Here is a 21,444-nt window from a genome sequence, read left to right as displayed (position 1 = left end):
CGCGGAGCGGGCCAGCCTGCGCGCGCGCCATGCCGGCTTGCGCGGGGCGTTCTCCCGCTTGCGGGAGAGGGCCGGGGAGAGGGGGGCGGCGTTCGCCGTCCCGGAACGACCGCGACTTCCCCGAGGGGAGTGCCACGCCGAGGGGCCTACACCTCGGGATGCACCTCCGCCTCGGCCGACTTGACCGGCGTCGCCGCCGTCGGCTGGCTGGTGCTCTCGCGCGCGCGGGTCAGCGTGGTGGCGATGCCGCTGGCGATGATCAGGCCCATGCCGAGCCACGACAGCCAGTTCAGCGCGTCGTTCCAGATCATCATGCCCCACAGGCTGGAGAACACGATGCCGGCGTACTGCAGGTTGGCGGTCAGCAGCGTGTTGCCGCGCTTGTAGGCCCGCGTCATCGCGGTCTGGCCCAGGGTGGCCAGGATGCCGATGCCCAGCAGCAGGCCGGCGCCGTGCCAGGTGTGGCTGCTGACGCCCGAGAACATCATCCAGACCACCCCCGCCAGCGTGCCGACCAGCGAGAAATAGAACACGATGCGGCCTTCGGGCTCGCCCAGCTGGCCGAGCTGCCGCACCTCGACATAGGCCAGCGCCGTGAACATGCCCGAGATCAGCCCGACCAGGCCGCCGGTCAGCTGGTCCTTGCCGACGGAAGGCTGCAGCAGGCAGATCACGCCGGCGAACGACATCACGATCGCGCCGATCAGCTTGCGGTCCGCACCGCCAGCGGTGCCGGCCAGCGCCGCGCCGGCGCCGACGATCAGCGCGATCCAGACCGGCGACATGTAGTTCAGCGTCATCGCGGTGGCCAGCGGCAGCAGGCTGATCGAGGTGAACCACAGCATCAGCGCGGTCACGCCGAACAGGCTGCGCTTGATATGCGTGGTCATATGGGGCGTGCGCACCGAGATGCCGCTGGAGGCAAGGATCGCCCAGATGATCAGCATGCTGATCATGCTGCGGTAGAACACGATCTCGCCGGTGGTGTACATCTCGGAAGCCAGCTTGACGCCCACCCCCATCAACGAGAACGAGAAGGCGGCGAACAGCATCCAGAGCGATTGCATGGCGAGGAAAGGCGAGGACAGCGGGGAAGGTCGGGAACCGCGGCGCGGCGCCAATCGGCGCGGCAGCGTGCCGGGCGGCAAGTGAGGTGACAGCCGCTTGGGCGAGCCGATTGTAGCAGTGCTGATGCAATGCACCAAAGCGGATGCGCGGTCATCGCCCAGGAGTGTGCGAAGCGGCGTGCCGGGCGGCGCACCAGGGGGCGTGCGAGGCGGCGGTTGAGGCGATGTGTGGCGTGCGAGGCAGTGTACGACGCAGCGACGCCCGCGTCCGCGCCAATGAAAAACGGACCGCCGTGGCGGTCCGTCTCAGGCAGGGCCGGGGCCGGCGCTCAGGCCGCCGGTCCCATCGCGCGCCGATACCACTCGTGGAAGTGCTGCATGCCGTCTTCCATCGGCGACTGGTACGGGCCGACCTCGTTGTCGCCGCGCTTCATCAGCGCCAGCCGGCCGGCATCCATGCGCTCGGCGATCTCGTCGTCCTCGACGCAGGTCTCCATATAGGCGGCCCGCTCGGCCTCGACGAACTCGCGCTCGAACAGCACGATTTCCTCGGGGTAGTAGAACTCGACCACGTTGCGGGTCTTGCGCGGGCCCATCGGGTGCAGCGTCGAGATGACCAGCACGTTGGGGTACCACTCGACCATCACGTTCGGGTAGTAGGTCAGCCAGATCGCGCCATGCTTGGGCAGCTCGCCGTTGTTGAAGCGCAGCACGGCGTCGTGCCACTTCTGGTAGGTCGCGCTGCCGGGGCGCTTCAGGCCGGCGTGCAGGCCCACGGTCTGCACGCTGTACCACTCGCCGAACTCCCACTTCAGGTCGTCGCAGGACACGAAGCTGCCCAGGCCCGGGTGGAAGGGCACGACGTGGTAGTCCTCGAGATAGACCTCGATGAAGGTCTTCCAGTTGTAGTCGCAGTCGTGGACCTCGACATGGTCGAGCATGTAGCCGTCGAAGTTCAGGTCCTGCGAGACGCCCAGGCGCGCGAGATCGGCGCGCACATCGCGCTCGCCTTCGAACAGCAGGCCGTTCCAGTTCTGCAGCGGCGAACGTTTCAGATGCAGGCAGGGCTGCTGGGCGAAATGCGGCGCGCCGAGCAGCTCGCCCTTCAGATCGTAGGTCCAGCGGTGCAGCGGGCAGACGATGTTGGAGGCGTTGCCGCGGCCGTTCAGCATGATGGCCTGGCGGTGGCGGCAGACGTTGGACATCAGTTCGATGCCCTCCGGATTGCGCACCAGCATGCGGCCCTCTTCCTCGGCGGCCAGCGTATGGTAGTCGCCGACTTCGGGCACCATCAGCGCGTGGCCGACATAACCGGGGCCCTTCTTGAACAGCAGATCCAGTTCCTGTTGATGCAAGGCCTCGTCGAAGTACGCACGGACGGGCAGCTGTGTATCAGCCGGCGCAAGCTTCAGCGCGGTGCTGAGATTGGACATTATCCCCACTCCCTAATAAACAGGCGAAAGCAGTGAACAACCCAACCATCGAAATTGAAATCGATATGGGAAAGACAGTCAGACCCTGAGCCCCGGGGCGTGGTGCCGCGGTTTTCGCTGACGAACCGGGGATTGTACCCCACCCCCGGGATAAGGGCCTGATTTTTTTGCCTTTTTGGCGCGACCGCGAACATTGGGCGGCCATAATGTGGCGATTTATGCTCACAGCGACATGCCGGCTATGGGCGTGCCGGCCGGGCCGCGCCGGCCCCCTCCATCGGATCGGGCTTGGCCGCGGCGATTTGCCGTAAAATCGCGGTTTCTGGATCGAATCCCCTTTATGCCAAAGACAAACACCGTGCCTGCCGGCGACGGCGACCAGGTCCCCACCAGCGCGCCGCCGGCCTCGTACGAGGCCGCCATGGCCGAGCTCGAAGCGCTGGTCACCAGCATGGAAAGCGGGGCCCTGCCGCTGGAGGAATCGCTGGCGGCCTACCGGCGCGGTGCCGAACTGGTCAAGTATTGCCAGCAGATGCTCGAGCGCATCGAGCAGCAGGTCAAGGTGCTCGAGGGCGATACCCTCAAGCCCCTGGCCGAGCCGGGCAGCCAGGCAGAGACCGAATGACCGCCTTCGCGCAATGGATGCAGGACCGCGCCGCCCGTACCGAGGCGGCGCTGGCGGCCGCGCTGCCGGCGGCGGACCGCCTGCCGGCAAGGCTGCACGAGGCGATGCGCTACGCGGCGATGGGCGGCGGCAAGCGGGTGCGCCCGCTGCTGGTCCATGCGGCGGGCGAGGTTGGCGGCGCCGACCCGCGGGCCTGCGATGCCGCGGCCTGCGCCGTCGAGATGATCCACGCGTATTCCCTCGTGCACGACGACATGCCGTGCATGGACGACGACGACCTGCGCCGTGGCCGGCCGACCGTGCACAAGGCCTATGACGAGGCCACCGCGCTGCTGGTCGGCGATGCGCTGCAGACCCAGGCCTTCATCGTGCTGGCCGAGACCGACGCGCTCGAACCCGCCGCGCGGCTGCGGCTGGTCGGCGAACTGGCGCGCGCCTCGGGCTCGATCGGCATGGCCGGTGGCCAGGCGATCGACCTGCAGCATGTCGGCCAGGCGATGTCGCTGGACCAGCTCGAAACGATGCACCGGATGAAGACCGGCGCGTTGCTGCGCGCGAGCATCCGCATGGGCGCGCTGTGCGGCCGCATCGACGAGGCCGGACTGGCGGCGCTGGACCGCTACGCCGCCGCGATCGGTTTGGCGTTCCAGGTGGTAGACGATATTCTGGACGTTACCGCCGATACCGCCACACTGGGCAAGACCGCCGGCAAGGATGCCGAGCAGCACAAGCCCACCTATGTGTCGCTGCTGGGCCTGGATGCGGCTCGCGAACTGGCCGCCCGGCTGCGCGACGACGCGCGCAAGGCGCTGGGCGATTTCGGCGCCCCCGCGGCAAGACTGGCGGACCTGGCCGACCTGATCGTGCTGCGCACGCATTGACTGCGCGCCGCGCGACCGATCGCCGTAAAACGACGAGCCGGACGGGAGAATCCGGCGGCAGGACGGATACCATGACTTACGCATTGCTCAATACCATCGACGACCCCGCGGACCTGCGCAAGCTCGACCGCCGCCAGCTGACCACGCTGGCCGACGAACTGCGCGCCTTCGTGCTGGAGTCGGTCTCGCAGACCGGCGGCCATCTGTCGTCCAATCTCGGCACGGTCGAGCTGACGATCGCGCTGCACTACGTGTTCGACACCCCGGTGGACCGCCTGGTGTGGGACGTCGGCCATCAGAGCTATCCGCACAAGATCCTGACCGGGCGGCGCGAGCGCATGAACACGCTGCGCCAGTGGAACGGCATCTCGGGCTTTCCCCGCCGCAGCGAAAGCGAGTACGACACCTTCGGCACCGCGCACTCGTCGACGTCGATCTCGGCCGCGCTGGGCATGGCGCTCGGCGCGCGCACGCTCGGCGAGCAGCGCGTGTCGATCGCGGTGATCGGCGACGGCGCGATGACCGCCGGCATGGCCTTCGAGGCGATGAACAACGCCGGCGTCTACAAGGACCTGCCGCTGGTGGTGGTGCTCAACGACAACGACATGTCGATCTCGCCGCCGGTCGGCGCGCTGAACCGGCACCTGGCGCGCCTGCTGAGCGGGCAGTTCTATGCCGCGACCAAGAAGGGCATCGAGCGCGTGCTGTCGGTCGCGCCGCCGGTACTCGAATTCGCCAAGCGCTTCGAGGAACATGCGAAGGGCATGGTGGTGCCGGCCACGCTGTTCGAGGAATTCGGCTTCAACTACATCGGGCCGATCGACGGCCACGATCTCGATTCGCTGGTGCCGACGCTGCAGAACATCCGCCGCCGCGCGCTCGAGGGCGCCGGCCCGCAGTTCCTGCATGTCGTCACCAAGAAGGGCCAGGGCTACAAGCTGGCCGAGGCCGACCCGATCCTGTATCACGGCCCCGGCAAGTTCAATCCGGCCGAGGGCATCCGCCCGGCCGCCAAGCCGGCGCGCAAGACCTATACGCAGGTGTTCGGCGAATGGCTGTGCGACCAGGCCGCGGCCGATCCGCGCCTGATCGGCATCACGCCGGCGATGCGCGAGGGCTCGGGGCTGGTCGAGTTCGAACAGCGTTTCCCGGACCGCTACTACGACGTGGGCATCGCCGAGCAGCATGCGGTGACCTTCGCCGGCGGCATGGCCTGCGAGGGCCTGAAGCCGGTGGTCGCGATCTACTCGACCTTCCTGCAGCGCGGCTACGACCAGCTGATCCACGACGTCGCGCTGCAGAACCTGCCGGTGGTGTTCGCGCTGGACCGCGCCGGCCTGGTCGGCGCCGATGGCGCGACCCACGCGGGCGCCTACGATATCGCCTACCTGCGCTGCATCCCCAACATGATGGTGATGACGCCGGCGGACGAGAACGAATGCCGCCAGCTGCTGAGCACCGCCTTTGCGCAGGACTGCCCGACCGCGGTGCGCTATCCGCGCGGCGCCGGTCCGGGCGTGGCGACCGCGGCCACCCTGGAGACGCTGCCGGTCGGCAAGGGCGAGATGCGGCGCAGCTGCGGCGCGCGTGCCGGCCAGCGGGTCGCCGTGCTGGCGTTCGGCTCGATGCTGCATCCCGCGCTCGGCGCGGCCGACAAGCTTGACGCCGCGGTGGCCAACATGCGCTTCGTCAAGCCGCTCGATGTGGAGCTGGTCAAGACGCTGGCGCGCGAGCACGACTACCTCGTCACGGTGGAAGAGGGCGTGGTGATGGGCGGCGCCGGCAGCGCGGTGCTCGAGGCGCTGGCCGCGGCCGGCATCGAGATTCCGGTGCTGCAGCTCGGCCTGCCGGACCACTTCATCGACCACGGCGATCCCGCCTTCCTGCTGTCGCAATGCGGCCTGGACGCGGGCGGCATCGAACGCTCGGTGCGCGAACGTTTCGGCCTGGCGGCGCCCGCTGCCACGGCCGCCACCGCCGCCTCTGCCGCGGCAACCAAGGCCGCCTGAGCGGGTTCTTCCCACGCACCCGCACCGGCCGCTGTCGGCCCGGTGCGGGCGGCATCACCCGAATTCCCTTAGAATCGCGGGTTTCGTGTTCGCAGCTGCGGGCTGGCGCCGCCGTGTTTTCCGGCGCGCCCGTGGTTTCACACTCGTTGCGCGGCAAGGTGGACTGCGAAGATGCCGCGACCGTAAAGGAAACCGAGGAAATCCGTCATGAATGACATCAATCCGGCCTTCGTGATGCCCGATGTGCAATCGAGCCTGGACACGCGCCAGATCCCGATCCAGCGCGTGGGTGTGCGCGGCGTGCGCTATCCGCTCACGACGCGTACCGCGCAGGGCGTGCATCCGACCGTCGGCACCTTCAACCTCGACGTGCATCTGCCCGCCGACCAGAAGGGCACGCACATGTCGCGCTTCGTCGCGCTGCTCGAGGACGAGCGCGAGCCGCTCGACCTGGCCTCGTTCCGCGCGCTGCTCGACAAGATGCTGCAGCGCCTTGAAGCGCAGGCCGGCCGTATCGAAGTCACCTTCCCGTATTTCATCAACAAGATCGCGCCGGTGTCGGGCGTCGCTTCGCTGATGGACTACGAAGTCACGCTGATCGGCGAAGCGCGCGACGGCGTCACCCGGGTGTGGCTGAAGGCGCTGGTGCCGGTCACCAGCCTGTGCCCGTGCTCGAAGAAGATCTCGCAGTACGGCGCGCACAACCAGCGCTCGCACATCACGATGAGCGTCGAGCTGGCGGCTGATCTGCCGATCGAGGCGCTGGTCCGCATGGCCGAGGAAGAGGCCTCCTGCGAGCTGTGGGGTTTGCTCAAGCGCCCGGACGAGAAGTACGTGACCGAGCGCGCCTACGAGAACCCGAAGTTCGTCGAGGACCTGGTGCGCGACATCGCGATGCGGCTCAATGCCGACGAGCGCATCGTCGCCTATGTGCTGGAAGCCGAGAACTTCGAGTCGATCCACAACCACAGCGCGTATGCGGTGATCGAGCGCGACAAGCGGGTGAGCCAGCTGGCCGGCTGAGCGATCTTTTCGTCGCCACCCACCAAGAAAAACGCCACCCGGCCGGGTGGCGTTTTTTTTCGCTGATGCGCCCTGCGGTTCAGGCGGGGGTCATGGGGCGGGTCATGGGGCGGGTCATGGGGCGGGCCACGGGGCAGGTCAGGGCGCGGCTCATGGCACGGCCTGGCACATGGCGCCGCTCATTGCACCGCAGGCAGCCGCAGATCCGACAGATCCCAGCGCGGCGTGACGCCGTAGCCGTACTCGCGCTGCGCCAGTTGCGGCGCGGCCTGCAGCCGCATCGCGCCGGCGAAGGCGATCATCGCGCCGTTGTCGGTGCAGAAGGCGAGGTCGGGATAGAACACCTGCGCGCGGCGCTTCGCCGCCAGCTCGTCGAGCCGTTCGCGCAACTGGCGGTTGGCGCCGACGCCGCCGGCGACCACCAGCCGCTTGTGGCCGGTCACCTTCAGCGCCGCCATCGACTTGGCGGCGAGCACATCGACGATCGCGTCGACGAAGGCGCGCGCCAGGTTGGCGCGATCCTGCTCGCAGATATTGCCGAGCTTGCGCGCCTGCGTCAGCACGGCGGTCTTCAGGCCGGCGAACGAGAAATCCAGATTGCCCGAATGCAGCATCGGCCGCGGCAGTTCGTAGGCGCCCGGCAGGCCGAACTCGGCCAGCCGCGACACTTCCGGCCCGCCGGGGTAGCCCAGGCCGAGCAGCTTGGCGGTCTTGTCGAAGGCCTCGCCCGCGGCGTCGTCCAGCGTCTCGCCGAGCAGCGCGTAGTCGCCGATGCCGCGCACTTCCATCAGCTGCGTATGGCCGCCCGATACCAGCAGCGCGACGAAGGGGAAGGCGGGCGGATTCGGCGTCAGCAGCGGCGACAGCAGATGGCCTTCCAGATGATGAACGCCGAGCATCGGCACATCGAGGGCGAATCCCAGCGCGTTGGCCACCGAGGCGCCGACCAGCAGCGCGCCGGCGAGGCCCGGGCCCTGCGTGAAGGCGATCGCGTCGATATCGCCGCGCTTGCGGCCGGCCTCGTCCAGCACCTGCTGCAGCAGCGGCAGCACGCGGCGGATATGGTCGCGCGAGGCCAGCTCCGGCACCACGCCGCCGTAGTCGCGGTGCATCGCGATCTGCGAATGCAGCGCGTGCGCGAGCAGGCCGGCCTCGGTGTCGTAGAGGGCCAGGCCGGTTTCGTCACAGGAGGATTCGATGCCGAGAACGAGCATGGTGTAAGGCGGGGTCCAGGAGTCCCGAGGTTGCTGCGGGGCAAAGCCTGTGAGGGTAGCACAGCAGGCCATTGCCCGCTTTTCGCTACAATCGCCGATTCTCCAGCAGGACAGTCATGCCACAGTCGCACCCAGCAGTGCCCCCATCGGCGCGCCCATTATCGCGCCAGCCGTCGTCATCGTCCCGGGCCGGGCGCTACGACGTCGCCGTGCTCGGCGCCGGGGCGGCGGGAATGATGTGCGCCGCGGTCGCCGGCCAGCAGGGCGCCCGCGTGGTGCTGATCGACCATGCCACGCGGCTCGCCGAGAAGATCCGCATCTCCGGCGGCGGGCGCTGCAATTTCACCAATCTGCATGCCGGTCCCGCGAACTACCTGTCCAACAACCCGCATTTCTGCCGCTCGGCGCTGGCGCGCTATACGCCGCAGGACTTTCTCGCGCTGATGCGGCGCCATCAGATCGACTGGCACGAGAAGCACCGCGGCCAGCTGTTCTGCAACGACAGCGCCGAGCAGGTCATCGAGATGCTGCGCGCCGAGTGCGGCGCGGGGCAGGTGCACTGGCGCACCGGCTGCACGGTCGCCGAGGTCCGGCGCGAAGGCGACGATTTCCTGCTGCTGACGCCCGACGGCCCGTTGCGCGCGGGCGCCCTGGTCGTCGCGACCGGCGGGCTGTCGATCCCGAAGATCGGCGCCACCGACTTCGGCTACCGGATCGCTCGCCAGTTCGGCTTGCCGATCGTGGAAACCCGGCCGGCGCTGGTGCCGTTGACCTTCGATGGGGCCGCCTGGCAGCCGTTCGCGCCGCTGGCAGGTTTGTCCAAGGAAGTCGATATCGCCACCGGCAAGGGCAAGGAGGCCGGCGCATTCCGCGAGGATCTGCTGTGGACCCACCGCGGGCTGTCCGGCCCGGCGGTGCTGCAGATCTCCAGCTACTGGCGCCCCGGCACGCCGATCACCATCGACCTGTTCGAGGGCGAGGACGCGGCGGCCTGGCTGCTGGAGGCCAAGAACGGCACCCGCAAGCATCTTGGCAATCTGCTGGCCGCGCGCATGCCGGCACGGCTGGCCGACGCCTGGTGCCAGGCGGCAGGGCTGGACGCCGCCAGGCTGCCGCACGATCTGCCCGACAAGGCGCTGCGCAAGCTGGGCGAGGCGCTGAACCGCTGGCAGCTGGTGCCGTCCGGCACCGAGGGCTACCGCAAGGCCGAGGTCACGCGCGGCGGGGTCGATACGCGCGCGCTGTCGTCCAGCACGATGATGGCGCGCTCGGTGCCGAACCTGTACTTCATCGGCGAGGTGGTTGACGTCACCGGGTGGCTCGGTGGCTACAATTTCCAGTGGGCCTGGGCGTCCGGTGTCGCGGCCGGCAAGGCGGTGGCCGAGAACGTACGGGCCGTGGCCCAGGCATCCGGCGATGGGGTCGCGTCTTCGACGTAATTGCGGACCAGACCCGCCGCCAACTGAACCCGCCGCCAACTGAACCCGCCGCCAACTGAACCCGCCCCGAACTGAGCCCGCCGCGAACTAAACCCGCCGCGAACTAAACCCGCCGCGAACTAAACCCGCCGAAAAGCAACCCGGCCGCGAAGTAAACTGGTACGCTTGACGGATTTCGTGCTAGACTCCAAGTCTTCGTAAAACCGCTAACTCCTTTTTTGGCACATGACCACGATTCGCCTCAAAGAAAACGAGCCGTTTGAAGTTGCAATGCGTCGTTTCAAGCGCACCATTGAAAAGAACGGTTTGATTACTGAACTGCGGGCGCGCGAGTTTTATGAAAAGCCGACGGCAGAGCGGAAGCGCAAGAAGGCAGCGGCGGTGAAGCGCCACTACAAGCGCATTCGCAGCCAGATGCTGCCGAAGAAGCTGTACTGATCGACCAGTCGATCGGCTGATCGCCTTTCCGCGTCAGCATCCCGACCCGCTGTGGGCCTTGCTCCGGCGGGTTTTTGTGTTGGTGCTGCGCTTCCCTGTCCGCCCTCGCTCGTCGCGGTTTTGTGCTGACGAGTTCACCTGGAAAGATTGCCATGTCCCTCAAGCAACGAATCAGCGATGACATGAAGGCCGCCATGCGGGCGCGCGAGTCCGAGCGGCTCGGCACGATCCGGCTGCTGCTGGCGGCGATCAAGCAGCGCGAGGTCGACGAGCGGACGGAGCTGGACGATGCCGCCGTGCTGGCGGTGGTCGAAAAGCTGATCAAGCAGCGCAAGGATTCGATCTCGCAGTTCCAGCAGGCCGGCCGCACCGATCTGGTCGACAAGGAGAGCGCCGAGGTCGAAGTGCTGCAGGTCTACATGCCGGCCGCGCTGTCCGGGGATGAGGTGGCGGCCGAAGTCGCCAAGGCGGTCGCCGAGAGCGGCGCCGCGGGCCCGCAGGACATGGGCAGGGTCATGGCCCTGCTGAAAGGCCGGCTGGCGGGCCGCGCCGATATGAGCGCCGTGTCGGCCCAGGTCAAGGCCGCGTTGACCGGCAAGTAGCGCCGGCAGGTAGTGCGGCAAACAGCGCTGGCAAGTCGGGCGCGGCGCCGGTGCGATCGCATGCCGCGGCACAGCATAGTGGCAATATAGTCACAAATTTCTGGCAAGCTGCGATCGACGCACTACAATAATTTCACACTTCGCCGGGTGGAACACCGCCCGGCTTGCATTTCTACAAGGGCTGCCCGAGGTTTGCGGCGGCCGCGTCGTCAGGACGGCCAACCGGGTGATTCCGCAATCCTTCATTCAGGACCTGCTGAACCGCGTCGATATCGTCGATGTGGTGGGCAAGTATGTCCAGCTGAAGAAGGGAGGCGCGAACTTCATGGGGCTGTGCCCCTTCCATAACGAGAAGTCACCATCGTTCACAGTATCGCCGGCCAAGCAGTTCTACCATTGCTTCGGCTGCGGCGCGCATGGGTCGGCCATCGGCTTCCTGATGGAGTACTCCGGGCAGAGCTATCCCGATGCGGTGCGCGAACTGGCGCAGTCGGTCGGCCTCAGCGTGCCCGAGGAGCGCGACCGGTTGCCGCCGGCCCAGCGTGCCGAGCAGCAGGCGAAGTCGCTGGCGCTGTCCGACGCGATGACGCGGGCCGGCGAGTTCTATCGCCGCCAGTTGCGCGGGGCGCCGACGGCGATCCAGTACCTGAAGGGCCGCGGCCTGACGGGCGAGATCGCCGCCCAGTTCGGCCTGGGCTATGCGCCGGACGATTGGCAGGGCCTGGAGTCGGTGTTCGGCAGCTATCGCGACGATGCGATTGCGGGCCCGCTGATCGAGGCGGGGCTGCTGATCGAGAGCGAAAAGCGCGACGCCGACGGCAAGCCGCGCCGCTACGACCGCTTCCGCGATCGCATCATGTTCCCGATCCGCAATACCAAGGGACAGGTGATCGGCTTCGGCGGCCGCGTGATGGGGCAGGGCGAGCCCAAGTATCTGAATTCGCCCGAAACGCCGCTGTTCAGCAAGGGCACCGAGCTGTACGGGCTGTTCGAGGCGCGGCATGCGATCCGGGAAACCGGCTATGTGCTGGTGGTCGAAGGCTATATGGATGTGGTGGCGCTGGCTCAACTGGGTTTCGCCAATGCGGTGGCCACGCTGGGCACCGCCTGTACCCCCGTGCATGTGCAGAAGCTGCTGCGCCAGACCGACGCGGTGGTGTTCTCGTTCGACGGCGATGCCGCCGGGCGCCGCGCCGCGCGCCGTGCGCTGGAGGCGTGCCTGCCCTACGTCGCCGACAACAAGACCATCCGCTTCCTGTTCCTGCCCGCCGAGCACGACCCCGACAGCTACGTCCGCGAAGAAGGCACCGAGGCCTTCGCCGCCCAGGTGCGCGATGCGATGCCGCTGTCGCGCTTCCTGCTGCAATGCGTGACCGAGGAGCAGGACCTGCGGCAGCCGGAAGGCCGGGCGCGTGCGCAGTACGAGGCCAAGCCGCTGCTCAAGGCGATGCCGCCTGGCGGCCTGCGCCTGCAGATCGTGCGCGAGCTCGCCGAGGCCACCGGTACCACGCCGGCCGAGATCGAGGCGGTGTGCGGTCTGGGCAGCGACGCCGCGCGGGTCGGCCGCTTCGCCCAGCCGCGTGCGCGGGCACGCCGGCAGGCACCGGCGGGACTGGAACAGCGTGTGCTGCAGCTGCTGATGCGCTATCCGGCGCTGTCGGCGCGGCTCGACGACGACGCGCGTGCGTTGCTGCTCGATGCCGATACCGGCGGCTCCGAAGTGCTGGCCCATCTGGTGGCGAGCTGCGACGCCCTGCAGGGCGAGGTCAACTTCGCCGCCTTCAGCGAGCAGCTGGCGCAGTCGCCGTTTGCCGACGTCTATGCCAATGTGCGCGCGGGCGTGCTGCGCGAGGACATCGACGAGGAGCCGGCGACGCTGGAGTTCGACGCGGCGATCGCCAAGCTGCTGGTCGAGCCGCTGCAGCGCGAGTTGACGCAGCTGCAGTCCGCGATCGAGAACGGCACCGCGGACGAGGCGGGCAAGACGCGCATGCGCTGGCTGATCGCGGAGATCCACCGGCGCAAGCGCCTTGGTTGAAAAACGGAATTCGGCCGCCATACCGGAGACAGGTACGCGGCCAAGTGGCAACAAACTGGGCAAAAGTCCGTCGGTTTTGGGCTTAAGCCTTGATTTTTCAGGTGAAAACCTCACCTGTCGGGAAGGCCGGCTAGTGGCGACGTGCTACAATAGCCGGTTTGGATTGCGAAATCTTTCTCTCCAGTTCTGGTGAAAGTGAGCGTGCCAATGGCAAAGGCCAAAGCAACCGAAAAGGTTTCCACTAAGGCTCCCCGAGCGGGGAGCGGCAAGGCGTCGGTACAAGCGACCGCGGCGGAAAAGCCCGCCACGCGATCTGCGACGCAAGCCAGGTCTGCGCCAGCCAAGTCCGCGCGTCCCGCCAAGGCGGCCGCAACGACGACACCCACCAGAACCCGCGCATCCGAGAAACAGCCCTCGACTTCGGCACGCGAGAGCGGCAAGAACGCCAATGCAAGCGCGAGCGCAAGCGCGCATACGGCAACAGCGGGCGGCAAACGTGCCGCGTCCGAACCTGTTAAAGGCAAGAGTATCCCCGTGGCGAAACAGCAGAACACCGAAGTCGAGAGCAAGCGAACGGCAGCCGCCGGCGCCAAGACCGCCAGCGCCAAGTCCGGCGCGACCGCGGCGGCGTCCAAGGCGCGCGCCGCCACCTCCGCACCCGTAGCATCCCAGCGTCCCGCTGCGGCCGTCGCGCCGGAGCCCAAGAAGCGCGGCCGCAAGCCCAAGGCCGAGATGCTGCAAGACGAAAGCCATACTGACGACGTGAACGACGAGCTTTACGAAGACGACACGCGTGCCGCCGCGCCGGCGGCCGCTCCGAAGACCGAGAAGCAGAAAGCCAAGGACCGCAAGGCCAAGGAAAAGGCGCTGCTCAAGGAGTTCGCCTCGGCCCAGCAGGGCACCGAGGAAGAGCTCGAGGCGCGCCGCCAGAAGCTCAAGGCGCTGATCAAGCTGGGCAAGTCGCGCGGCTACCTGACCTACGCCGAGATCAACGATCACCTGCCGGACGACATGGTCGATTCGGAAACGATCGACACCCTGGTCGCGACGCTGAATGACATCGGCATCGCCGTCTACGAGCAGGCGCCCGACGCCGAGACGCTGCTGCTCAACGACAATGCCCCGTCCGCCACCAGCGAGGAAGAAGCCGAGGAAGAGGCCGAAGCCGCGCTGTCGACGGTCGACTCCGAATTCGGCCGCACCACCGACCCGGTCCGCATGTACATGCGCGAGATGGGTACCGTCGAGCTGCTGACCCGCGAAGGCGAAATCGAGATCGCCAAGCGCATCGAGGCCGGCCTGAAGGACATGGTGATGGCCATCTCGGCCTGCCCGGTCACGATCTCGGAAATCCTGGCGCATGCCGAGCGCGTCGCCAATGACGAGATCAAGATCGACGAGTTCGTCGACGGCCTGATCGATCCGAACGCCGAAGAGGCGGTCGAGGAAGTCGGCGTGACGCCGGCGGCCGCCGCGGCCTCCGACGACGAGGAACTCGAATCGGACGACGAGGAAGCCGACGAGGACGAGGACGACGACGCCGCCGGCGGCGGTGCCTCGGCACGCCAGCTGGAAGAGCTCAAGGTGGCCGCGCTGGAAAAATTCCGCGTGATCGCCGACCAGTTCGACAAGATGCGCCGCGCCTTCGAGAAGGAGGGCTACAAGTCCAAGCCTTACATCAAGGCGCAGGAAGCCATCCAGAACGAACTGATGGGCATCCGCTTCACCGCCCGCAACGTCGAGCGCCTGTGCGACACGCTGCGCGGCCAGGTCGACGAAGTGCGCAAGCTCGAACGCGCGATCCTGAACATCGTGGTCGACAAGTGCGGCATGCCGCGCGCCGACTTCGTGGCCCGCTTCCCGGGCAACGAGACCAACCTGGACTGGATCCACACGGTCGTCGCCGACAACAAGCCGTACAGCACGATCGTCGAGCGCAACGTGCCGGCCGTGCACGAGCTGCAGCAGAAGCTGATCGACCTGCAGGCGCGCGTGGTGCTGCCGCTGAAGGAACTCAAGGAAGTCAACCGCAAGATGTCCGAGGGCGAGAAGCGCGCCCGCGAGGCCAAGCGCGAGATGACCGAGGCCAACCTGCGTCTGGTGATCTCGATCGCCAAGAAGTACACCAACCGCGGCCTGCAGTTCCTGGACCTGATCCAGGAAGGCAACATCGGCCTGATGAAGGCGGTGGACAAGTTCGAATATCGCCGCGGCTACAAGTTCTCGACCTACGCGACCTGGTGGATCCGTCAGGCCATCACGCGTTCGATCGCCGATCAGGCGCGCACCATCCGTATCCCGGTGCACATGATCGAAACGATCAACAAGATGAACCGCATCTCGCGCCAGATCCTGCAGGAAACCGGCAACGAGCCGGATCCGGCGACGCTGGCCGAGAAGATGGAGATGCCCGAGGACAAGATCCGCAAGATCATGAAGATCGCCAAGGAGCCGATCTCCATGGAAACGCCGATCGGCGACGACGACGATTCCCATCTGGGCGACTTCATCGAGGACACCAACACGCTGGCGCCCGCCGAGGCCGCGCTGCACGGCTCGATGCGCGACGTGGTCAAGGACGTGCTCGATTCGCTGACGCCGCGCGAAGCCAAGGTGCTGCGCATGCGCTTCGGCATCGAAATGAGCACCGACCACACGCTGGAAGAGGTCGGCAAGCAGTTCGACGTCACGCGTGAACGGATCCGTCAGATCGAGGCCAAGGCACTGCGCAAGCTGCGCCACCCGAGCCGCTCCGACAAGCTGAAGAGCTTCCTGGAAGGCAGCTGATAGAACTGCCCTGATGGCCGGCAAGCATCCATGGTGCGGCGGCTATTGGGATCGGTTTTTGGGGCCTCTAGCTCATGCCTGGTTAGAGCAGTGGACTCATAATCCATTGGTGCCGTGTTCGACTCACGGGAGGCCCACCACTGTAGTAAAAAGGGGTTACGTGCAAGCGTAACCCCTTTTTGTTGGTGCTCCGGCATCGGCTCCGTCATTGGCTTCAGCACTGGCCTGAGCACCGGCTTGAGCACTGCCTTCGGCACCGGATGAGAACGACAGCCATGCACTTCGATCCCGTCGAATCGTCCGTCGTGGCCGCCATCGGCTACGACTACCGCAAGCGCGTGCTCGGCATCGAGTTCGTCAGCGGCAAGCTCTACCACTATCTCGACGTCCCGGCCAGCGTGTACCGCGATTTCATGGACGCCGACTCCAAGGGCGGATACTTCAACGACTACATCCTGGGCGCCTACGAATACGAGTCCATCCACGAACCATGATGCAGACCCAAGCGATCGACACGAAGCCAATCCCCGAGCGGACCGCTCAGCGAACCCTGAACCGCCGCCTATTTCTGCTGACCTGGTGTGCCGGCCTTCCCGGCGTGATCGTCATGGCCTGGCTGGGCGTGCCGGTGCTGCTGCAGCACCAGGTCCTTCCCGTGCCGATGTGGGTGGTGGGCGTGGCCAGCGGCGTGCAGAGCGCGCTGTTGCTCGCGCTGGCGGCCTTCGCCGGTGCCCGGCTCGCCGGCAAGGCCGGGCTGCAGGCGCCGGCCATGGCCGAGCTGGCGGCGGGCCGGGCGCCGTGGGGCGCGTTGCGTCCGCAGTGCTTGCCGGGCTTGATAGGAGGCCTGCTTGCCGGCGTATTGCTGTGGGGTTTGATCGCGACCGCGCCGCAAGCGGCGGCGCCGATTCACGGCGCGACGATGCCACTGGCCGTGCGGCTGCTGTACGGCGGCGTGACCGAGGAAGTCCTGGTCCGATGGGGACTGATGAGCCTGCTGGTGTGGGCGCTGTGGCGCGTATTCCGACGCGGTGCCGCCAACCCCGGCGCGGGGCTGTTCTGGATCGCGATCGCGCTCAGCGCCGTGGTGTTCGGGCTCGCGCATCTGCCCGCCGCGGCAGGCTTGGCCGGACCGCTGGCGTGGCCGGTGGTGCTGCATCTGACCGGGGCCAACGCGGCCTTCGGCGTGATCGCGGGCTTCCTGTTCTGGCGCTACGGCCTGGAAGCGGCGATCGTCGCCCATGTCGTGGCGCACCTGACGCTGGCCGCGATGGTCGGCGGGTAAGCGGCAGGTAAGCGGCAGGTAAGAGGCAGGTAAGAGGCAGGTAAGCGGCGGGCGAGCGGCGGGTGAGCGGGGGGTGAGCGGCAGGCGAGCGGCGGGTGAGCGGCGGGTGAGCGGGGGGTGAGCGGGGGGTGAGCGGGGGGTGAGCGGGGGGTGAGCGGCAGGTGAGCGGCAGGTGAGCGGCAGGTCAGCGTCCCTCGACCGGCGAGGCCGCATGTTAGACTCGCCGCCGATCCCCGGCCGCATGCGCCGGCGACGTCCAGATTCCGACCATTCCCCGACACCCCACCGTGGTCCCGCCGCAGCACGGCTTCATCCTGACCCGCCATTGGCACGACACGCCGGCCGGCACCGAGATCGAAATCTGGTTGGCCACCGATGACGGTCCGCGGCGCCTGCGCCTGCCGCCGCAGCCGTGCGTCGCCTTCATTCCCGAGGAACAGCAGCCGCGCGCCGATGCCTTGCTGCGCGGCGAGCCCCAGGTTGACCTCAAGCCGCTGGCGCTGAAGGACTTCCGGCTGCGTCCGGTCACCGGCGTCTATTGCCGCCACTACCGGCACCTTCTGCGCATCGAGAAGACGCTGCGGCAGGCCGGCATCGATGTCTACGAGGCCGACATCCGTCCGCCCGAGCGCTACCTGATGGAGCGCTTCATCACCGCGCCGGTGCAGTTTTCCGGGCGGCCCGATGCGGACGGCGCGCTGGTCGACGTGCAGATCCGGCCCGCCGCCAGCTATCGCCCCCAGCTGCGCTGCGTGTCGCTGGATATCGAGACCAGCATGCAGGGCGATCTCTATTCGATCGCGCTGGAAGGCTGCGGCGATCGCACGGTGCTGATGCTCGGTCCGCCGACCGGCAGCGATGCCGGCACGCAGGATTCCCGCGTCGATCCCCGCCTCGATCCCGGCGTCGATTTCCACCTCGAATACTGCGACAACCCGGCCGACATGCTGCATCGGCTGATCGCCTGGTTCGACCGCCACGACCCCGACGCGATCATCGGCTGGAACCTGGTGCAGTTCGACCTGCGCGTGCTGCGCCAGCATGCCGAGCAGTTGAAGGTGCCGCTGCGCCTGGGCCGCGGCGGCGCGCCGCTCGAATGGCGCCAGCACGGCACGCGCGAGCATCACTACTTCGCCGCGCTGCCCGGACGCCTGATCATCGACGGCATCGAGGCGATGCGCTCGGCGACCTGGAGCTTCGCCTCGTTCAGCCTCGAATTCGTCGCGCGTTCGCTGCTCGGCGAGGGCAAGGACATCGACGATCCGTACGACCGGATGGATGCGATCGACCGCATGTTCGCCACGGACAAGGCGGCGCTGGCCCGCTACAACCTGAAGGATTGCGAGCTGGTCACGCGCATCTTCCACAAGGCCGAGCTGCTGCAGTTCCTGCTGGACCGCGCCACCGTCACCGGCCTCGAGGCCGATCGCAGTGGCGGCTCGGTGGCGGCCTTCACGCATCTGTATCTGCCGCGCATGCATCGGCTCGGCTATGTGGCGCCGAACCTGGGCGACCAGCCGGAAGAGGCCAGTCCCGGCGGCTTCGTGATGGATTCGCGCCCGGGGCTGTACGACTCGGTGCTGGTGCTCGACTACAAGAGCCTGTATCCGTCGATCATCCGCACCTTCCTGATCGATCCGGTCGGACTGGTGGAGGGCATGCACAGCGCCGATCCGGCGCAGACCGTGCCGGGCTTTCGCGGCGCGCGCTTCTCGCGCGACAGCCACGCGCTGCCGGCCATCGTCGCCGAGATCTGGCAGGGGCGCGACGCCGCCAAGCGCGACGGCAACAAGCCGCTGTCGCAGGCGCTGAAGATCATCATGAACGCGTTCTACGGGGTGCTGGGCTCGACCGGCTGCCGTTTCTTCGATGCGCGGCTGGCCTCGTCGATCACGATGCGCGGCCACGAGATCATGCGCAGGACGCGCGAGCTGGTCGAGGGGCGCGGCTATACGGTGATCTACGGCGATACCGATTCGACTTTCGTCGCGCTGGGCCGCCACCACGCCGACGAGGAGGCGGACCGCATCGGGCGCGAGCTGGTCGCGCACATCAACGACTGGTGGCGCGAGCACCTGCGCGAGGCCTACGGGCTGGACAGCGCGCTGGAGATCCAGTACGAGACCCACTACCGGCGTTTCCTGATGCCCACCGTGCGCGGCGCCGAGGACGGCAGCAAGAAGCGCTATGCGGGCCTGGTGCGCGGCGCGGACGGCAGCGAGCAGATGGTGTTCAAGGGGCTGGAGGCGGTGCGCACGGACTGGTCGCCGCTGGCGCAGGCCTTCCAGCAGGAGCTGTATCGGCGCGTCTTCCAGGGCGAGCCGTATGCGGACTATGTGCGCGAGTACGTCGCCAGGCTGCTGCGCGGCGAGCTCGATGCGCTGCTGGTCTATCGCAAGCGCCTGCGCCGGCAGCTCGACGACTACCAGCGCAATGTGCCGCCGCATGTGCGGGCGGCGCGCGTGGCCGACGACTTCAATCGCGAGCGTGGCCGGCCGCTGCAATACCGGCAGGGCGCGTGGATCCAGTACGTGATGACGATCGCGGGGCCGGAACCGCTGGAGGTCCGCCGGGCCCCGATCGACTACGACCACTACCTGAGCCGGCAGCTGCAGCCGGTCGCCGACGCGATCCTGCCCTTCGTCGGCGACGCCTTCGACAACGTGGTCAGCCGGCAGCTGGGACTGTTCTAGCCGCCGGCGCGTCCATGGATCGCGTTCCGTGTCGCGTTGCGTGTCGCGTTCAGGCGGGCGTTCAGTTCGCCGCCACCGGAGCGATCGACTCGTGCGGCGTGGCGGTGCGCTGCGCGGCCTTGTGGACCATCGTGTAGGCGTAGTCGATGCCCATGCCGTAGGCGCCCGAATGTTCCTGCGCCAGGCCGATCACGGCGTCGTAGGTGTCGCGGCGCGCCCAGTCGCGTTGCCATTCCAGCGCGACCTGCTGCCAGGTCACCGGCACCACGCCGGCCTGGATCATGCGCTGCATCGCGTAGTCGTGCGCTTCCTTGGTGGTGCCGCCCGAGGCGTCGGCGACCATGTAGATCTCGTAGTCGCCCTCGAGCATCGCGCTCAGCGCAAACGTGGTATTGCAGACCTCGGTCCACAGGCCGGCCACGACCACCTTCCTGCGCCCGTTGGCCTTCAGCGCGTCGCGCACCTTCTGGTCGTCCCACGAATTCATCGAGGTGCGTTCGAGCGTCTTCTGGTTCGGGAACACATCGAGCAGCTCGGGATAGGTGTAGCCCGAAAACGATTCGCTCTCGACCGTGGTGATGATGGTCGGAATCTCGAAGATCTTGGCGGCCTTGGCCAGGCCCACCACATTGTTCTTCATCAACTGGCGGTCCATCGACTGCACGCCGAAGGCCATCTGCGGCTGGTGGTCGATGATGATCAGCTGGCTGTTTTGCGGGGTCAGGACTTCGAGCTTCGGGTTCGACATGATGGTTCCTTTGGTGAAATTGATTGAATTCGTCGCAGCGCGCGCCTTGTTGCAGTTTGTTGGCGCTGTGGTGCCGCGCCGTGGTGCCGATGTGTTGCTGCGATGGGTGAACTATACGGACCAAAGGATTCGACGAGCCAGGCTCTTTGCGAAATAGTTATTCAATAATTTTGAATTTACGAGGAACGGTCATTTTTCAGCTCGCCGCCCCGTCGGCGTCGCCGTCGGCATCGTCGGCCGTCTCCACCCGCAGCGTCGCCCCCGGCCATTTCCCCTCGCGCACCAGCGTGCGTGCGACATCGGTCAGCACCACGCGCGCGGCCAGCGCGGCGGGCGACAGCTCGTCGTCGTTCAGGCTGACCAGCAGGTTTGGCCGGCTCGCGCGCTCGTCGAGCAGCGGCACGCTGGCGAGCTGGTCGCTGTGGGTGCGGGCCAGCGCCGCGCCGGGCTGGATCGTCGCGCCCAGGCCCCCTTGCACCGCGTCCATCAGCACCGCGAGTCCATCGACCTCGGCGACGATGCGCGGCTGCGCCTTGGCATCGTGGAAGCAGCTCGTCACCAGCGCGCGCAGGCCGTGCGTGCCGCTTGGCAGCACCAGCGGCAGCCCCGCCAGCGATGCCATGGCGACGCCTTCGCCGTCGGGCATGCCGGCGAGCGAGCGCACGCCGATCACGAACAGCCGTTCGTCGAGCAGCGGCTGCACCGTCCAGCGCTGCGCCGGCTCGTCGTTGAACAGCATCGCCAGATCGATCTGGCGTGCGTTCAGCATCGAGGCGAGATAGCCCGACAGGCTTTCGACCATGCGCAGCCGCACGTCGGGGTAGCGCTCGGCCATCGCGCGCATGAAGGGCAGGCCCAGCACGCTTGCCGTGGTCGGCGCCAGGCCGACGCTGACATGGCCGGACAGCCGCGCATGCCTGGCCGCCTCGGCGGCATCGTCGATATGCCGCAGCGCCAGCTGAGCCTGCCGCCAGAACGCGAGGCCGGCATCGGTGGGCACCACGCCGCTGGAGGTCCGCTGCAGCAGCCGCGTCGACAGCTCGCTCTCGAGGCGGCTGATCTGCTGGCTCAGGGCCGAGGTGACGACGCCCAGTTCGAGCGCCGCCTTGCCCATGCTCCCGTGCTGCACCACGGTGACGAAGTAGCGCAGTTGTCTGAGTTCCAT

General features: G+C 67.5%; 17 protein-coding genes and 1 tRNA gene. 13 read left to right on the top strand and 5 right to left on the bottom strand.

All coding sequences use genetic code 11. The annotated features are described in order from the left end of the window. Positions 1 to 146: 146 nt before the first annotated feature. Together F1599_RS25590 and F1599_RS25585 are read right to left on the bottom strand one after the other, a co-directional pair. Complete coding sequence (locus tag F1599_RS25590; RefSeq protein ID WP_149316941.1) at positions 147 to 1,067, bottom strand: DMT family transporter; 921 nt, start codon at positions 1,065 to 1,067, stop codon at positions 147 to 149. A gap of 329 nt (positions 1,068 to 1,396) precedes the next feature. Next, complete coding sequence (locus F1599_RS25585; protein WP_149316942.1) at positions 1,397 to 2,500, bottom strand: aromatic ring-hydroxylating oxygenase subunit alpha; 1,104 nt, start codon at positions 2,498 to 2,500, stop codon at positions 1,397 to 1,399. 340 nt (positions 2,501 to 2,840) lie between these two features. On the opposite strand from F1599_RS25585, the gene F1599_RS25580 reads away from it, so the two are divergent. From F1599_RS25580 to folE2, 4 genes are all read left to right on the top strand, one after another. Continuing rightward, positions 2,841 to 3,125, top strand: a complete 285-nt coding sequence (locus F1599_RS25580) for an exodeoxyribonuclease VII small subunit (protein WP_149316943.1) — start codon at positions 2,841 to 2,843, stop codon at positions 3,123 to 3,125. Then, positions 3,122 to 4,006 (top strand): polyprenyl synthetase family protein, encoded by an 885-nt coding sequence (locus tag F1599_RS25575; protein WP_150084916.1) that lies wholly within the window; start codon positions 3,122 to 3,124, stop codon positions 4,004 to 4,006. The genes F1599_RS25580 and F1599_RS25575 overlap by 4 nt, the downstream gene beginning before the upstream one ends. Before the next feature lie 71 nt (positions 4,007 to 4,077). Then, complete coding sequence (dxs, locus tag F1599_RS25570) at positions 4,078 to 6,015, top strand: 1-deoxy-D-xylulose-5-phosphate synthase (RefSeq protein WP_150084915.1); 1,938 nt, start codon at positions 4,078 to 4,080, stop codon at positions 6,013 to 6,015. Between the two features lie 207 nt (positions 6,016 to 6,222). Continuing rightward, positions 6,223 to 7,038 carry a GTP cyclohydrolase FolE2 gene (gene folE2 / locus F1599_RS25565; RefSeq protein WP_150084914.1) on the top strand — a complete coding sequence of 272 codons (816 nt, stop codon included), beginning with the start codon at positions 6,223 to 6,225 and terminating at the stop codon, positions 7,036 to 7,038. Between the two features lie 179 nt (positions 7,039 to 7,217). On the opposite strand, the gene tsaD is transcribed toward folE2, so the two are convergent. Further along, complete coding sequence (gene tsaD / locus F1599_RS25560; protein WP_150084913.1) at positions 7,218 to 8,252, bottom strand: tRNA (adenosine(37)-N6)-threonylcarbamoyltransferase complex transferase subunit TsaD; 1,035 nt, start codon at positions 8,250 to 8,252, stop codon at positions 7,218 to 7,220. 116 nt (positions 8,253 to 8,368) lie between these two features. Between tsaD and F1599_RS25555 the strand changes: the two genes are divergently transcribed. From F1599_RS25555 to F1599_RS25515, 9 genes are all read left to right on the top strand, one after another. After that, positions 8,369 to 9,691: a BaiN/RdsA family NAD(P)/FAD-dependent oxidoreductase gene (locus F1599_RS25555; RefSeq protein WP_150084912.1), complete on the top strand. Its 1,323-nt coding sequence runs from the start codon at positions 8,369 to 8,371 to the stop codon at positions 9,689 to 9,691. A 225-nt stretch (positions 9,692 to 9,916) separates the two neighbouring features. Then, on the top strand, positions 9,917 to 10,129 hold the full coding sequence (rpsU, locus tag F1599_RS25550) for a 30S ribosomal protein S21 (protein ID WP_006576196.1): 213 nt from the start codon (positions 9,917 to 9,919) through the stop codon (positions 10,127 to 10,129). 152 nt (positions 10,130 to 10,281) lie between these two features. Beyond that, a complete protein-coding gene (locus tag F1599_RS25545) occupies positions 10,282 to 10,731 on the top strand; it encodes a GatB/YqeY domain-containing protein (RefSeq protein ID WP_150084911.1) in 450 nt (149 codons plus the stop codon). Between the two features lie 226 nt (positions 10,732 to 10,957). Continuing rightward, the gene (gene dnaG / locus F1599_RS25540; RefSeq protein ID WP_150084910.1) at positions 10,958 to 12,769 is read left to right on the top strand and encodes a DNA primase; all 1,812 of its coding nucleotides are present in this window, start codon (positions 10,958 to 10,960) and stop codon (positions 12,767 to 12,769) included. Between the two features lie 207 nt (positions 12,770 to 12,976). Further along, a complete protein-coding gene (gene rpoD, locus F1599_RS25535; RefSeq protein ID WP_150084909.1) occupies positions 12,977 to 15,556 on the top strand; it encodes an RNA polymerase sigma factor RpoD in 2,580 nt (859 codons plus the stop codon). Positions 15,557 to 15,617: 61 nt separating this feature from the next. Further along, positions 15,618 to 15,696: transfer RNA gene (locus tag F1599_RS25530), tRNA-Ile, on the top strand. Positions 15,697 to 15,831: 135 nt separating this feature from the next. After that, on the top strand, positions 15,832 to 16,050 hold the full coding sequence (locus tag F1599_RS25525) for a KTSC domain-containing protein (RefSeq protein WP_150084908.1): 219 nt from the start codon (positions 15,832 to 15,834) through the stop codon (positions 16,048 to 16,050). Then, positions 16,047 to 16,838, top strand: coding sequence for a CPBP family intramembrane glutamic endopeptidase (locus F1599_RS25520; protein WP_223819879.1), 792 nt, complete (start codon positions 16,047 to 16,049; stop codon positions 16,836 to 16,838). Before F1599_RS25525 ends, F1599_RS25520 begins: the two co-directional genes overlap by 4 nt. A gap of 287 nt (positions 16,839 to 17,125) precedes the next feature. After that, a complete protein-coding gene (locus tag F1599_RS25515) occupies positions 17,126 to 19,531 on the top strand; it encodes a DNA polymerase II (protein WP_150084907.1) in 2,406 nt (801 codons plus the stop codon). Positions 19,532 to 19,592: 61 nt separating this feature from the next. On the opposite strand, the gene F1599_RS25510 is transcribed toward F1599_RS25515, so the two are convergent. Together F1599_RS25510 and F1599_RS25505 are read right to left on the bottom strand one after the other, a co-directional pair. Next, positions 19,593 to 20,279: a hydrolase gene (locus F1599_RS25510; protein WP_149316953.1), complete on the bottom strand. Its 687-nt coding sequence runs from the start codon at positions 20,277 to 20,279 to the stop codon at positions 19,593 to 19,595. Between the two features lie 196 nt (positions 20,280 to 20,475). Beyond that, complete coding sequence (locus F1599_RS25505) at positions 20,476 to 21,444, bottom strand: LysR family transcriptional regulator (RefSeq protein WP_150084906.1); 969 nt, start codon at positions 21,442 to 21,444, stop codon at positions 20,476 to 20,478.

Source organism: Cupriavidus cauae (assembly GCF_008632125.1).
GTDB classification, from domain to species: domain Bacteria; phylum Pseudomonadota; class Gammaproteobacteria; order Burkholderiales; family Burkholderiaceae; genus Cupriavidus; species Cupriavidus cauae.
This window is presented reverse-complemented; position numbering and strand designations above follow the sequence as displayed.